The sequence below is a fragment of the Brucella sp. GW823-FHT04E01 genome, assembly GCF_058796175.1.
This window is the reverse complement of sequence record NZ_JBXAIK010000002.1, coordinates 738,914-752,868: the sequence shown is the minus strand read 5'-3', so window position 1 is coordinate 752,868 and position 13,955 is coordinate 738,914. Positions and strand designations below refer to the sequence as shown.

Below are 13,955 nucleotides of genomic sequence, written 5' to 3'. Positions count from 1 at the left end.
CTCCTAAGCTACAGGCGCGCTTGAGCGCTCGATATTGACCAGAAACGCCTTGAACTCCGGCGTTTCGATGTTCGCGTCGCCGACGAAAGGTGTCAGCGAGTTCGGACCGAAGCCCTTACGGGCAGCCCCCATGAAGCCCCAATGGAGCGGGATGCCGACCACATGCACCGTCTTGCCGTCGCAGATGAGCGGCTTGATGCGCTTGGTCACCACGGCCTTGGCCTTGACCGAGCCGCGCTTCGACCACACCCGCACCCAGTCGCCCTTGGCAATGCCCTTTTCCTTCGCCAGCTCTTCCGAGATTTCCACGAAGAATTCCGGCTGCAGAACGGCATTCACTGTGACGTGCTTCGTCCAGTAGTGGAAATGCTCGGTCAGGCGGTAGGAAGTCGCCGCATAGGGGAATTCCTCCGAGGCCGTTTCCGCGAACTGCTTGAAGTCGTCGTTGAAGACGCGTGCCACCGGATTGCCCCGAACCTTCGGCGCGATCACATTGGCGACAGGCGATTCAAACGGCTCGTAATGGGCCGGGAACGGACCGTCACGCATCATGCCGCGGCTGAACAGGCGCGAAGAGCCTTCCGCATTCATGATGAACGGACCGACCTCGTTCGGCTTGGCGGTCGGCGCGATGTCCGGCACGTCATAGCCCGTCCATTTCGAACCATCCCATTCGATGAGCTTGCGGCTCGGGTCCCACGGCTTGCCGTTGAGGTCGGCGGAGGCGCGGTTATAGAGAATGCGGCGGTTTGCAGGCCACGACCAAGACCAGTTGAGATAGGCACCTGTCTCGTCCGGATCATGGTTGTCGCGGCGGGCCATATTGTTGCCAGCCTCGGTGAAGCAGCCGGAATAAATCCAGCAGCCCGATGCCGTCGAACCGTCGTCGCGCAATGCCGCAAAGCCGGACAGAAGTTTGCCAGCCTCGGCAACCACCTTGGTCGGATCGGTTGGATCGGTCACCGTGCCAATCGCACGACCATTCAGTTCCTTGGCCAGTTCTTCAGCCGTCGGTTCGCCCTCATCCTTGTAATCCCACACGAGATTGAGGATCGGATCGGGGAAAGCACCGCCTTCCTTACGATAAAGCTCCTTCAGCCGCAGATATATCTGCGCCATGATCCAGTTGTCGGTCTTCGCGTCGCCGGGCGGCGTAGCACCAGGCCAGTGCCATTGCAGCCAGCGTCCGGAATTGGTGAGCGAACCCTCATCCTCTGCAAAGCAGGTGGAGGGCAGCTGGAACACTTCCGTCTGGATGGAAGCCGAATCCACATCGTTGAATTCACCGTGGTTTTCCCAGAAACGGGAGGTTTCCGTTTCCAGCGGGTCCATCGTCACGAGGAATTTCAGCTTCGACAAAGCATCGGTCAGCTTCTTGCGGTTCGGCACCGCCATCAGCGGATTGAAGCCCTGACAGACATAGCCGTTGACCTTGCCTTCATACATCATGTCGAAGATACGAAGCATGTCGTAATTCGGCACGTCCAGCTTCGGCAGCCAGTCATAGACGAAGTCGTTTTCGACAGTTGCGGCACTGCCCCACATCGCCTTCTGGAAACTGACAAAGAACTTGCGATAGTTCTGCCAGTAGCTCGTCTGGTTCGGGCGCAGCGGCTTGAAACCGCGTGTCGACATATAGATTTCGAGATCGGTTTCCTTTTCAACCGGGATATTCATATAGCCCGGCAGAAGATTGGACATCAGACCTATATCGGTCAGCCCCTGAATGTTGGAGTGACCGCGCAGCGCATTCATGCCGCCGCCACGCACGCCGATATTGCCGAGGATCAGCTGCAGCATCGCCATGCAGCGAATATTCTGCGACCCCTTGGAATGCTGCGTCCAGCCGAGCGCATACATCGACGTCATCGTCTTGTCGGGCGCCGAGCATTCGGACATCATCTCGGCCACTTTCAGGAATTTCTCCTTCGGCGTGCCGCAGATGCGTTCCACCATTTCCGGCGTGAAGATCGAAACATGCTGCTTCAGCAGATTCCACACACAACGGGGGTTCTGCAGCGTATCGTCGACGACCGCATAGCCGTCATCGCCGATCACATAGTCCCAGCTCGAGCGGTCATAATCCCGCTTTTCCTCGTCATAGCCGGTAAACAGCCCGTCCTTATATTCGAAGCCATCCTTGATGATGTAGCTGGCATTGGTGAAATGCTTCACATAATCCCACTGCACCTTGTCATTCTGGATGCAGTAATTGATGACGCCGAGCAGGAAGGCGATATCCGAGCCCTGCCGGATAGGCGCGTAGAAATCCGCCACGGAAGCCGTGCGCGTGAATCGCGGATCGACGACGATCAGCCGGGCACCGCGGTTGGCCTTGGCCTCCGTCACCCATTTGAAGCCGCAAGGATGCGCTTCCGCCGCATTGCCGCCCATGACGACGACGAGATCGGTGTTCTTGATATCGGTCCAGGAGTTGGTCATTGCTCCGCGGCCAAATGTTGGGGCGAGACTCGCCACCGTCGGGCCGTGTCAGACGCGTGCCTGGTTATCGAATGCAACTATGCCTGTGCTGCGCACCACCTTGTAGGTGAGAAACGCCGTTTCGTTGGTGGTTGCAGAAGCCGCAAGGAAGCCTGTCGAGGTCCAGCGGTTGACCGTTGTGCCCGCCGCGTTCTTCGCGATGAAGTTGGCGTCGCGGTCGTCTTTCAGATGCCGCGCGATGCGGTCAAGCGCATCTTCCCAGGCAATCTGTTTGAACTCGGACGAACCCGGTTCGCGTACCTGCGGATATTGCAGGCGGGTCTTCGCCTTGACGAAATCCTTCAGTGCCGCGCCCTTGGGGCAAAGCGTGCCGCGATTGGTCGGGTGATCCGTGTCACCTTCAACGTGGATCAGCTCGGCCTTTTCGCCTTTCCTGACATCACCCTTGGAATAAAGAATAATACCGCAGGCGACCGAGCAGTAAGGGCAGGTATTTCGGGTTTCGGCCGTGTTGGTCAACTTGAATGGGCGAATGGATTCGGCATAGGCGCTTTCCACTGCACCAAAACCGAAGGACCCAAGCGCCGAAGCCGCCACTACCGCCCCCGTTCCGCCCAGAAACTGGCGGCGTGAGAGCTCCACATTCATTGCGCTGCACCTCCCTGATCGTCAGAAGAAAAACGCCGAAGCATATTCTTCTTTAAATTGGACTTGCCTGACATCAGTTCACCGCAATAAAACCAAGTTGTCAACCGAACAGCAGGCTAAAAAAATTAACAATAAGGTGCATTTATCAATAACATGACTTTAATTGTCATGTATTAATACATGGACTTCATTACGAGAATGACTTGAAAACGCGCTGACTGATTGACGTCCCTGTGTAAAAACGCCAGACTGATGTCGTGGCTTCTTTTGTTGCTCCCGAGTTTCGGGGCCTGAATTTTGAGTGGCTCTTGCCTCGCGTCGGCTTCTTTGACCCGGTGCGACGGTGTTGTGCGGCCCTCAGCTCAGGCTCTCTTCAATCGAGCAAAGCTGCATCCAGATTTCCTGCAATCGCTGCATACCTGCCGCTTTCCGAACCGAAGGCGGCGGAACGATGTTTCTCGCGCAATCGCAACAACAACAATTCAAAGCAAAAAGGGGATCGTCATGAACCGTCGGGAAGTTCTTAAATCCGGTGCGGCCTGCGCCGCTTTCAGCATGCTGCCGAATTTTGCATCTGCAGCCGGTAACACTTTCGCACCGCAACCGTCGGGCTGGCGCAGCTTCGAGATTACCACCAGCATCACGCCCGCCGCTTCGGGGGAAGTCATTCGTGTCTGGGTTCCGATGGCCGGGTTCAATGGCAATGACTGGAACCGTCCCGAAGGCAATCGCTGGACGACAAACGCCAAGGTCGCGCGGCTCGATCGCGATCCGGCCAGCGGCACCGGCTTGCTTTACCTCGAATGGGACGCAAACGAAGCGAAACCGCAAGCCGAAGTCATCAGCCTCATCTCCACCCGAGACCGTGCAAGCAATCTCGATGCGTCAGCAAAGGCCGTGCCGCTGACCCGTGCCGAACGCGAACGCTATCTGGCCGGGACGCGCCTTGCACCCGTTGATGGTATCGTCAAACAGACCTCCGACAAGATCATTGCGGGTGCCGCCACCGATCAGGAAAAGGCGCGCCTCATCTATGACTGGGTCGTCGCCAACACCTACCGGCGCGCCTCGACACGAGGCTGTGGCGACGGCAATATCGTCGCCATGCTCGACAGCGGCGATCTCGGCGGCAAATGCGCCGACCTCAATCCGCTGTTCGTCGCTCTGGTCAGGGCGGCGGGAATTCCGACCCGCGACCTTTATGGCGTGCGCGTTGCGCCTTCCGCCTTCGGCTACAAGAGCCTTGGCGCGAAGAACGAAGTCATCACCAAGGCCCAGCACTGTCGCGCCGAAATCTATCTTGACGGCATTGGCTGGGTCGCAACCGATCCGGCGGATGTGCGCAAGGTGATGCTGGAAGAAGAAAAGGACGGGTTGACCGCCGACGATCCACGTGTCGCAGCCGTGCGGCAAAAGCTTTTCGGTTCATGGGAAGGCAACTGGATCGCCTTCAATGATGGCAGCGATATCGCCTTGCCTTCTGCTCATGGCCCGGAACTCGGTTTCCTGATGTATCCGCAGGCCGAAGTTGCCAGCGCCCGTCTGGATTGTCTCGATGCGGATGCTTTCCGCTACACGATGACCGCGCGCGAAATAACAATTTAGCTTGAGGAAATAGCATGGATATCGCATCGCCTATTCGTCTCAGCACGCTTGCCCATGGCGGCGGCTGTGGCTGCAAGCTTGCTCCCGCCGTCCTGCAGGATCTGCTGGCTGACCAACCGACCATGCAGCCTTTCAGCCAGCTTCTCGTCGGAACGGAAACCGGCGACGATGCCGCGGTCTGGCAACTGGATGACGAAAACTGCGTGATCGCCACCACCGACTTCTTCATGCCGATGGTGGACGATCCGTTCGATTTCGGACGCATCGCAGCCACCAACGCGATATCCGACGTTTATGCCATGGGCGGAACACCGATCATGGCGCTGGCGATCCTCGGCATGCCAGTGAACAAGATGCCCGCCGAAATGATCCGCGAAATCCTGAAAGGCGGCTCCAGCATCTGCGCTGAAGCTGGCATTCCGGTCGCGGGCGGACATTCCATCGACGCGCCGGAGCCGATCTACGGATTGGCCGTCATCGGCACCTGCAAGCTTTCCAGCCTGCGCAAGAACAGCGGCGCACGTCCCGGAGACACGTTGATCCTGACCAAGGCAATCGGCGTCGGTATTTATTCCGCTGCCTTCAAGAAACAGGAACTCGACAGCGCCGGTTACGATGAAATGATGGCATCAGTCACCTTGCTGAACCGGGTTGGCGCCGAGCTAGGCAAGGATAGTGCCGTCCACGCTGTCACCGACGTCACCGGCTTTGGCATTCTCGGACATGCACTCGAAATGGCGCGCGGTTCGAATGCAGGTATCAGCCTCGACTATGCTGCGCTGCCCTTTCTCAAACAGGCCGAAAAGTTGACGCAAGGCGGTTTCGTGACCGGAGCCTCCACCCGCAATTGGGCAAGCTACGGCCATGATGTGCAGTTGCCGGACGATTATCCGCTCTGGAAACAGCAATTGCTGACCGACCCGCAGACCTCCGGCGGGCTTCTGATATCCTGCGCACCGGAGGATACCGAAAGGCTTTTGAACAGAATCTGCTGCTGCGGTTATCCATCTGCCTGCATCGTCGGAAAGGTGACAGACGATGCAGGCCGCGTGACGGTGACAGGATAGGAATTATTGAGTCGGCTCATCAACAGCTCGCTTGCCGTTTGGGCCTTTCTTCTCTGGAAATCGCCGCCATGAGGCGATAAAGGCAACAGGATAATATTTTCCAGAGGGACATCATGGGCTATTTTCCAAGTTGGCGTTTGACATCAAACGCCGTCGTGCTTCCTGACGAGCGCCTGCCAGCCGCCGCCGCCATACCGATGGGCGTACAGCATCTTCTCGCAATGTCGGGCTCGACCATCGTCGCCCCACTGCTGATGGGTTTCGATCCCAATGTGGCCGTCTTCTTCTCCGGTATCGGCACGCTTCTGTTCTTCGTGCTGACGGCAGGTCGTGTGCCAAGCTACCTCGGCTCGTCCTTCGCATTCATCGCGGTCGTGATCGCCGCAACCGGCTATAGCGGTTCCGGCCCCAATCCCAATATCGCCATCGCGCTCGGCGGCATCATTGCCTGCGGCGCGCTCTATGCCCTTATCGGCCTTGTAGTCATGGCCATCGGCACAGGCTGGGTCGAACGACTGATGCCTCCAGTCGTCACCGGCGCCATCGGCGTTTCCATCGGCCTTAACCTTGCGCCGGTCGCCGTCGGCCAGTTGAAGGGAAGCGGCACGCATATAACCATCGCGCTGCTCACTGTTCTCTGCATGGCGATGATCGCCGCCTATGGACCGCGTGGAACCAAGCGCCTGTCGGTGCTCTTCGCACTGCTGTTCGGCTATCTTCTGGTCCTGATCCTCGGCAACGGTCTCGGCATCGTGCCCGGCATCGATTTCACCGCCGTCAGCAATGCAGCCTGGTTCGGCCTGCCGCATTTCACCACGCCGGAATTCAACTGGCAGGCGATCACCCTCATCGCGCCGGTCGCCGTCGTTCTGGTGGCTGAAAATCTCGGTCATATCAAAGCACTCGGCTCCATCACCGGCCAGAACATGGATCGCTACATCGGTCGCGGCTTCCTCGGTGATGGCATCGCGACCATGATTTCCGGCTCGGGCGGCGGCACCGGCGTCACCACCTATGCCGAAAATATCGGCGTCATGGCGATGACCAAAGTTTATTCGACACTGATCTTCGTCATTGCGGCCGTCATGGCACTGATCCTCGGCATGTCGCCGAAATTCGGCGCTATATTGCAAACGATCCCTGCCCCGGTTCTGGCGGGTCTTGCCGTTTCAGTGTTCGGCCTGATCGCCTCGGCAATGGCCCGCATCTGGATCGTCAATAAGGTGGACTTCGCGGATTCCCGCAACCTCTTCACCGCTGGCGTGGCGCTGATTTTCGGCGCTGGCGACTTCACGCTGAAGATCGGCGATTTCGCTCTTGGCGGTATTGCCACCTCAACGCTTGCAGCCTTGGTCTTCTACCAGCTGCTCGGCATTGGTCGCAGCGAGAAGCCTGCCGCATAAGACAAAGGGGAGCGGGCGCTTGTCCCGCTCCTTCCATGCTGAAGCAGCTCATACTTGATCGACATCAATTACTGTATTTTTATATTCGTCTATGTCTGTGAACGAAGATCACCCGGATGAGACGGGCTCATGTTATCAGACCTTTTCGAACATAACCGGCAATGGGCAGCGGAAAAGCGCCAGGAAGACCCTGAATATTTCAGCCGGCTGTCATCGATGCAGCGTCCGGAATATCTCTGGATCGGATGTTCGGACAGCCGTGTTCCGGCCAATGTCGTCACCGGATTGCAGCCGGGCGAAGTCTTCGTACACCGCAATGTCGCCAACCTCGTCCATCGCGCCGATCTGAACCTTCTGTCGGTGCTTGAGTTTGCCGTCGAGGTGTTGGAGATCAAGCACATCATCGTCTGCGGCCATTACGGATGCGGTGGCGTGCGTGCTGCCATGGCCGGATATGGCCACGGCATCATCGACAACTGGCTCCAGCCGGTTCGCGATATTGCGCAGGCAAACGAGCAGGAGCTGGGCGGTTTTGCCGATCCCGAAGAACGTCTGAACCGGCTTTGCGAGCTGACCGTCGCCTCGCAGGTGGAAAGCCTGTCGCGCACGCCGGTTCTGCAATCGGCCTGGAAACAGAACAAGGATATCGTCGTGCATGGCTGGATTTACGGCCTCAAGGATGGCCTGTTGCGCGACCTCGAATGCGATTGCACGAAAAGCGTGCTGCGTTTTTCGTGTCAGCCAGCGGGATAATCCGCAAGCAGCTTTTCGGCTCTGACACGCATGTCCGATCCGAGCTCGGTCGAACGTCGCGCAATCTTGTCGAAACAGACCGTAGTCGTCTCGTTGACCGCGCGCAGTTCGCCGTCCAGCGAACCCACCATCATCTGGCGAAAGGTGATCGACGAGCGACCGACTTTCAACACATGCGAACGGACCGTCAGAAGGTCTCCGGCTGGCGCTTCCTGCTTGTATTCGGTTGTTGCGCGCACATCTGCCCAGCCAAAGCTGTCATCGGGAATTTTCCCGGCGATATGGCCCAAAAGCTGAAAGCTCGCATCATCGAACATCCCGGCATAATGCCGGACATTCATGTGTCCCATGACATCGCACATCCACGGATGCGCGACGCCGACAAAGGTAACAAGACCACTCATCGCGCCACCGATTGATAGCTACCGAGGAACGCCGTGAGGTTATCGCCCAGCGCATCGCAAAGATAGCCACCTTCCTGCACGATAACGGTTGGCAACCGAAGCTTCGCGATTGCTTCGGCAATCCGGCCAAAACCGCCAGTGGTGACCGACAATCCGCCGAACGGGTCGCCTTCAAACGGATCAAGGCCAAGCGCCACCACCAGCACATCCGGCGCAAAGGCTTCGATACGGCGGAAGGCCGTGTCGAGTGACGCAAGGAATTCGGCATCGCCGGATTTGCGCGGTAGTGGCAGGTTGAGATTGTAACCAAGCCCCGCACCCTCGCCGCGCTCATCGGCATGGCCCCAGAAAAATGGATAGAAGCGCACCGGATCGGCATGGATCGAGACGGTCAGTACGTCGGGACGGGCATAGAATATCCCCTGCGTCCCGTTGCCATGATGCAGATCGACGTCGAGGATTGCCACGCGCTCCGCTTTCGAGCGCAGGCGCTGGGCTGCGACCGCTGAATTGTTGACGAAGCAGAAACCGCCTGCCACATCGGCGAAGGCATGATGCCCCGGCGGACGGCAGAGCGCATAGGCCGCGACCTCGCCCGCAAGCACCGCATCAGCGGCATCGACCGCGCTCCATGCGCTCCAGCACACGCTTTCCCAAGTATGTTCAGCAATCGGGCACGCCGTATCAGCCATGTGATAGCCGACCTGCCCCACGGCAGACGCCGGATAGCGACCGTCACGCGCCAGCGGGTGGATGTTCGGGATAACCTCTTCCGAAGCCTCCTCGATGCGCCGCCAACGGGCATAAATGTGCTGCAGGAATTCAAGATACTCCGGCGTATGCACGGCTGCAATCGGGCCCAGACCATGATTTTGCGGACGGATGATTTCGTAGCCTGCGGCCTTCGCACCGGCGAGCAGGCGCTCAACACGCTCCGGCTGTTCGGGGTTAGGCTGCGGCGCACCGCTGGAAAGAAAGGCTTTCGGGTCGTGACGCTTCTGCTCGACGGCGTAAAAGGCTTTCATGATTACTCCTTCGTCTTATTGATGCGCGCCAGACGGGCAAAATCATCGCCATAGGCACCGTGATCGCGGTCGGCTTCAATCCAGCCGATACCCAGCCGGTCATAAAATCTTTGCGCTGCGACATTGTCCCGGTCCACGGCCAGCCGCAGATAGACACCGCCGCGCGCCATCGACCAGGAGGCGACATGACGCAAAAGCACCTCGCCGATCCCATTGCCGCGAAAGGTTTCGTCGACATAGAGGTCCTGCACGTAGACGCCGGGCTTGCCCAACCATGTCGAGAAGATCGGGAAGAACAGGGCAAGACCGGCAAACCTATCGTCCACCTCGGCGATCAGACTGGTGAAAGCCGCATAGGGACCAAAACCATAACAGCGGAAATCCTCAACCGTGCTGGAGATTTTTCCCGCAGCGCCAAGTCCTGCGCCCATCGTGCAGATTGCTGCGTGAATCTGTTCGGCATCGGCAAGTTCGCCAAGCCGAACCACGACGCCGGTTTTACTGTCCAACACGATCTTCGGCATCAGAGCATTTCCTGTTTTGATTGAATCATTGGAAACTCTCGATCCTTTTGCTTTTACGCATGTCTTTATCCCGAAACCGGTTCCCACTTTCGGGAGACATGCTCTAGAACGCCACCCTGTCTCCACCTTTGAGACCCAGATATTCACGCGCCTCGTCAGGCGTTGCAACGTCCAGCGACAGGCCGTCGAGGATGCTGCGGATGCGACGAACCTGATCAGCATTGCTCTTGGCCAGCTGGCCGCGCCCGTCATAAAGGCTGTCTTCCAGCCCGACGCGAACATTGCCGCCCATCGCCGCTGCCATGGTAATCATCGGAATCTGGTGCCGTCCTGCCGCCAGCACGGAGAAGGAATAGTCGTCCCCGAACAGCTTGTCGGCGATGCGCTTCATATGCATGAGATTGTCCGGATCGGCTCCGATACCACCCAGAACACCGAAGACGAACTGGATGAACAGATGGCCGGACACCAGCCCTCGGTCGCGGAAATGCGCCAGCGAATAGAGATGGCCGACATCATAGCATTCAAACTCGAAGCGCGTGCCGCAGCCTTGCCCGAGGCTGGTCAGAATGCCTTCCATATCCGCAAAAGTATTCTTGAAGATCGAATGACGGGTAGCCTCCAGCAATTCCGGTTCCCACGCGTGTTTCCATTCACGCGGCTTGTCGAGCGCCGGAAACAGCGCGAAATTCATTGAGCCCATGTTGAGCGAGCACATTTCCGGTTGCGCCTTAAGCGGCGCCGCCAGCCGGTCTTCCAGTGTCATCAGCGACGAGCCGCCGGTAGAAATATTCACCACCGCCGCGGTCGATTGCTTGATGCGCGGCAGGAACTGCATGAACAGGTCCGGGTTGGCGGACGGCCTGCCGTCGCGTGGATCGCGGGCGTGAAGATGCAGGATGGATGCGCCCGCTTCCGCCGCCGCAATGGCTTCGCTCGCAATCTCGTCGGGCGTCACCGGCAGATGCGGCGACATGGAGGGCGTATGGACGGAGCCTGTCACCGCGCAGGTGATGATCACCTTGCGACGCGTCTTCTTCTTGTCGGTCATGATCCGGTTTCCTTACGCATTCACAGGCAGTTTGAGTTCACGCGCCAGAACCTCCAGCGTGTCACCGAGAATGGCGGTGATCTCGCCGACCTGTTCGCGGCTCACGATCATCGGCGGGCAAACGAGGAAATGGTCGCCCTCGACACCGCCGCGCGTGCGACGCGAATAGATGATGAGCCCGCGTTCATAGGCGAGATCGACCATGCGCTGATGGGCGTTCAGTTCCTTCTGCAGCGGCTTCATGGTTTCGGGGTCAGAAACGAATTCGGCTGCGAGCAGCAGGCCCTTGCCGCGCACATCGCCGATGAAAGGGAAGCGTTTCGCAAGCCCTTCCAGTTCGCCCTTCAGCGCATCGCCCATACAGGCGGCATTGCCGACCAGATCAAGACGATCAATCTCCTGCAATACGGCCTTGCCCGCCGCACAGGCCAATGGATTGCCGGCATAGGTGAAGCCGTGCAGGAAGCCACCTGCATCCAGAACCGGCTGGACGATGCGGGCCGGCGCCGCCATGGCGCCAAGCGGGCAATAGCCGGAGGCAAAGCCCTTGGAAAGCGCTATAAGGTCGGGTTTGCAGTTCCAGTGATCGCCGCCGAGAAACTTGCCGGTGCGCCCGGCACCGCTCATCACCTCGTCGTGGATCAGAAGGATGCCATAACGGTCGCAGATTTCGCGGATGCGTGGATAATAGCTGTCGGGCGCAACCAGCGCGCCGGTGGATGCCCCACCGATCGGCTCCATGATGAAGGCAAGCACGCTTTCGGGGCCTTCTTCCTGAATCTTCTCCTCCAGCATGTCGGCATATTTCTGGCCGCGTTGTTCCATCGTGAGATTATCGCGGTCGAGATAGGCGGTCGGCGCCGGGACTTTCGGCATTTCGCGCATGATGGGCGCGAAGGGCTCGCTCAGTGCCGCATAGCCGGTGACGGCCAGCGCGCCAAGCGTGCCCCCGTGATAGGACGGAAAGCGCGAAATCACTTTCCAGCGCTTGCCCTGCCCGGTTGCGACCGCCCATTGGCGGGCGAGCTTGATGCAGGATTCGACGGCTTCCGAACCGCCGGAAACGAAGAAGATCTTGTCCAGCCCCTCCGGCATTCGCTCGGCGGCCATGCGTGCCAGATCTTCCGCCGGTTCGTTTTCAAAGTGCAGGCGATAGGCGAAGGTCACGCGATCCATCTGCTCTTTCATGGCATCGAGCACATTGCGATTGCCATGGCCGATATTGACCACCATCGCGCCGCTCGACCCGTCGATGACGCGGCGTCCGTCCTGATCCCAGATATAGATGCCTTCGGCCCGATCCACCAGCGGCCTGCGCAGGCGCGACTGGTAGAAAAGATGCGATGCCGGGCGTTCGTTCTGTGCATTTGTGTTGAGCATGGCGTTACTCTGTCAGCGCTTGAGATATTGGTTGAGAACATTGGCGGTCACACGCTCGACCATGCGGTCGCCGCGTTTGAGAGCCGCTACCCACTCGCAGCTTCCGGCGTGGAAGACCTCGCCCTTGCCGCGTGGGAAATTGACGATCATGCCGCAGCCGCGCTTGATGCGTTCGACAGCTGCATCACCATTGTCGCCGATCAGCGTATCGGCCACGAATTTGGCATCGGCATCGGAGAGGAACTGGTCGTCGGCTGGAATATCCGCACTCTCCTCCTTGAGAGACGACATGCCGAGCGCCAGAATCTGCAATCCATCGGGAGCGCCACTGCCCTCCTCCGGCTCCGGCAATCCTCCCCGGATCACATAGTCGAGCCCGTCAACCTCATAGCCGAAGGCATGGCCTTCCGAGCCCAGGAGATCGCCGTAATAGATGCCGGTTCCCGCAAAGGCCCAATGCTCTGGGCGATAGACCGGGAAACCGCGCACGCCGCGCGGGGCGCAACCACCCCAGCCGACATAAAGCCCGCGCAACGCATTGAGGCCGAAAGTTTCGGCAGCAGGCCGTCCGGTTTCAGTCGCTTCCCAGCACCCGCTGGTGCGACGCGGATCAGCGGAGCGATAGACCGGGTCTTCGGCGCGGGCGCGATATTTATAGCAGGTCTGGCGCTTGCCATTGTCCTCAAGCCGTGTCTGCCACATGAAATTGCCCGCAAAACGGGCCGCACGACCACCGCCATCGACATAATTATCGACGGCATCACGCATTTCCCACGTCCAGTATTCGTCGTGACCGACAAAGGCAACGCAGTCATAACCCTCGAGGATTTCCGGCGAGAAATGCAGCTCATGCTGGCTGGCAAGATCGACCGCATAGCCTTCCCGCTCAGCCCAGCGGAAGAACAGGCTGTCATAGCTTGCCCAGCCGGAAGAGGTATATTTCTTGGAATAGCCGTTGGCATAGGCCCATTCCATATGCGGATAGCGCGGCGGCGCGGCAGGCGGCGTCACAATTTCCAGCGGAACACGAGGCGCATCGGACGGCAGCACAACAAAGCCACGGCAGAACGGACGCTCGATGCTCACCGTCGTCGCATATTGATCGCCATTCGGCCCGGTGATGCCCTGATAATGGTTGGAGCCGCCCCAGGTATTATAGGCCGTCCATGTGCCGGTTGCAGCCACCTGCAGGATACGACCCGGCTTACGGCCCGCTGCGGGTCGTAGAATGAACAGGTGATGGCAATGGATCGGCTGCCCGTCATTGCCATGCGCCTTCAACGTGATGCGATAAGCGCCGGAAGGCCAGTTCTCATCCGTCTTGAAGGCAAATGTCGTTTCCCAGCCGCAACCGACAACCGAACATTGCGCTGGTGTTTCCTGCCATTTGCAGTCGATCCCGCGTTTGGAGAAGACCGGCGTTTCCACCGCCCCGTCCCGCACAATCTCGATATCGAAACGCGAGGCAGTTGCGCTCACCTGTAGATGAACCGTCGCACCCGGAAGATAGGAATAGGCATCGGTATAGCACCAGATTTCGCCGCGAGGCCCATCCATGCCAGGATATTCGTAATAATGGCCAAGCACGGCTTCACGCCGCTGCGCCGGGGTCAGCCCGAAATCGGGAAATTCGTTGAGGTGTCTCTCGCTCAT

The 13,955-nt window shown here is 58.9% G+C and carries 11 protein-coding genes; 4 read left to right on the top strand and 7 right to left on the bottom strand.

Going from position 1 to position 13,955, the window contains the following annotated elements:
- Window positions 1-3: 3 nt before the first annotated feature.
- Window positions 4-3,090, bottom strand: a complete 3,087-nt coding sequence (fdnG, locus tag AC1RHM_RS08925; RefSeq protein WP_080728145.1) for a formate dehydrogenase-N subunit alpha — start codon at window positions 3,088-3,090, stop codon at window positions 4-6.
- A gap of 504 nt (window positions 3,091-3,594) precedes the next feature.
- On the opposite strand from fdnG, the gene AC1RHM_RS08920 reads away from it, so the two are divergent.
- The 4 genes from AC1RHM_RS08920 to can all read left to right on the top strand — a co-directional run bounded on the left by AC1RHM_RS08920 (window position 3,595) and on the right by can (window position 7,918).
- On the top strand, window positions 3,595-4,695 hold the full coding sequence (locus AC1RHM_RS08920) for a transglutaminase-like domain-containing protein (RefSeq protein ID WP_492332510.1): 1,101 nt from the start codon (window positions 3,595-3,597) through the stop codon (window positions 4,693-4,695).
- A gap of 14 nt (window positions 4,696-4,709) precedes the next feature.
- Window positions 4,710-5,762 (top strand): selenide, water dikinase SelD, encoded by a 1,053-nt coding sequence (gene selD / locus AC1RHM_RS08915; RefSeq protein WP_151895794.1) that lies wholly within the window; start codon window positions 4,710-4,712, stop codon window positions 5,760-5,762.
- A 113-nt stretch (window positions 5,763-5,875) separates the two neighbouring features.
- Window positions 5,876-7,165 carry a solute carrier family 23 protein gene (locus AC1RHM_RS08910; protein ID WP_010660819.1) on the top strand — a complete coding sequence of 430 codons (1,290 nt, stop codon included), beginning with the start codon at window positions 5,876-5,878 and terminating at the stop codon, window positions 7,163-7,165.
- A gap of 129 nt (window positions 7,166-7,294) precedes the next feature.
- A complete protein-coding gene (can, locus tag AC1RHM_RS08905; RefSeq protein WP_010660818.1) occupies window positions 7,295-7,918 on the top strand; it encodes a carbonate dehydratase in 624 nt (207 codons plus the stop codon).
- Here the strand turns inward: can and AC1RHM_RS08900 are convergent.
- The 6 genes from AC1RHM_RS08900 to AC1RHM_RS08875 form a co-directional block, all read right to left on the bottom strand.
- A complete protein-coding gene (locus AC1RHM_RS08900; protein ID WP_029376194.1) occupies window positions 7,903-8,322 on the bottom strand; it encodes an acyl-CoA thioesterase in 420 nt (139 codons plus the stop codon). The genes can and AC1RHM_RS08900 overlap by 16 nt on opposite strands.
- Window positions 8,319-9,347 (bottom strand): histone deacetylase family protein, encoded by a 1,029-nt coding sequence (locus tag AC1RHM_RS08895; RefSeq protein WP_036582427.1) that lies wholly within the window; start codon window positions 9,345-9,347, stop codon window positions 8,319-8,321. The genes AC1RHM_RS08900 and AC1RHM_RS08895 overlap by 4 nt, the downstream gene beginning before the upstream one ends.
- A 2-nt stretch (window positions 9,348-9,349) precedes the next feature.
- A complete protein-coding gene (locus AC1RHM_RS08890; RefSeq protein ID WP_010660815.1) occupies window positions 9,350-9,871 on the bottom strand; it encodes a GNAT family N-acetyltransferase in 522 nt (173 codons plus the stop codon).
- A gap of 103 nt (window positions 9,872-9,974) precedes the next feature.
- Window positions 9,975-10,922 (bottom strand): 3,5-dioxohexanoate:acetyl-CoA acetone transferase, encoded by a 948-nt coding sequence (kce, locus tag AC1RHM_RS08885; protein ID WP_010660814.1) that lies wholly within the window; start codon window positions 10,920-10,922, stop codon window positions 9,975-9,977.
- Between the two features lie 12 nt (window positions 10,923-10,934).
- Window positions 10,935-12,302, bottom strand: coding sequence for an aminotransferase family protein (locus AC1RHM_RS08880; protein ID WP_010660813.1), 1,368 nt, complete (start codon window positions 12,300-12,302; stop codon window positions 10,935-10,937).
- Between the two features lie 12 nt (window positions 12,303-12,314).
- Window positions 12,315-13,955, bottom strand: coding sequence for a N,N-dimethylformamidase beta subunit family domain-containing protein (locus tag AC1RHM_RS08875; RefSeq protein WP_010660812.1), 1,641 nt, complete (start codon window positions 13,953-13,955; stop codon window positions 12,315-12,317).

What these genes read in the sequence shown, in the direction of transcription:
- AC1RHM_RS08900 (WP_029376194.1), bottom strand. Translation starts at nt 8,322, where the DNA reads ATGAGTGGTCTTGTTACCTTTGTCGGCGTCGCGCATCCGTGGATGTGC.
- AC1RHM_RS08875 (WP_010660812.1), bottom strand. Translation starts at nt 13,955, where the DNA reads ATGAGCGAGAGACACCTCAACGAATTTCCCGATTTCGGGCTGACCCCG.
- AC1RHM_RS08895 (WP_036582427.1), bottom strand. Translation starts at nt 9,347, where the DNA reads ATGAAAGCCTTTTACGCCGTCGAGCAGAAGCGTCACGACCCGAAAGCC.
- selD (WP_151895794.1), top strand. Translation starts at nt 4,710, where the DNA reads ATGGATATCGCATCGCCTATTCGTCTCAGCACGCTTGCCCATGGCGGC.
- kce (WP_010660814.1), bottom strand. Translation starts at nt 10,922, where the DNA reads ATGACCGACAAGAAGAAGACGCGTCGCAAGGTGATCATCACCTGCGCG.
- AC1RHM_RS08910 (WP_010660819.1), top strand. Translation starts at nt 5,876, where the DNA reads ATGGGCTATTTTCCAAGTTGGCGTTTGACATCAAACGCCGTCGTGCTT.
- AC1RHM_RS08920 (WP_492332510.1), top strand. Translation starts at nt 3,595, where the DNA reads ATGAACCGTCGGGAAGTTCTTAAATCCGGTGCGGCCTGCGCCGCTTTC.
- AC1RHM_RS08880 (WP_010660813.1), bottom strand. Translation starts at nt 12,302, where the DNA reads ATGCTCAACACAAATGCACAGAACGAACGCCCGGCATCGCATCTTTTC.
- can (WP_010660818.1), top strand. Translation starts at nt 7,295, where the DNA reads ATGTTATCAGACCTTTTCGAACATAACCGGCAATGGGCAGCGGAAAAG.
- AC1RHM_RS08890 (WP_010660815.1), bottom strand. Translation starts at nt 9,871, where the DNA reads ATGCCGAAGATCGTGTTGGACAGTAAAACCGGCGTCGTGGTTCGGCTT.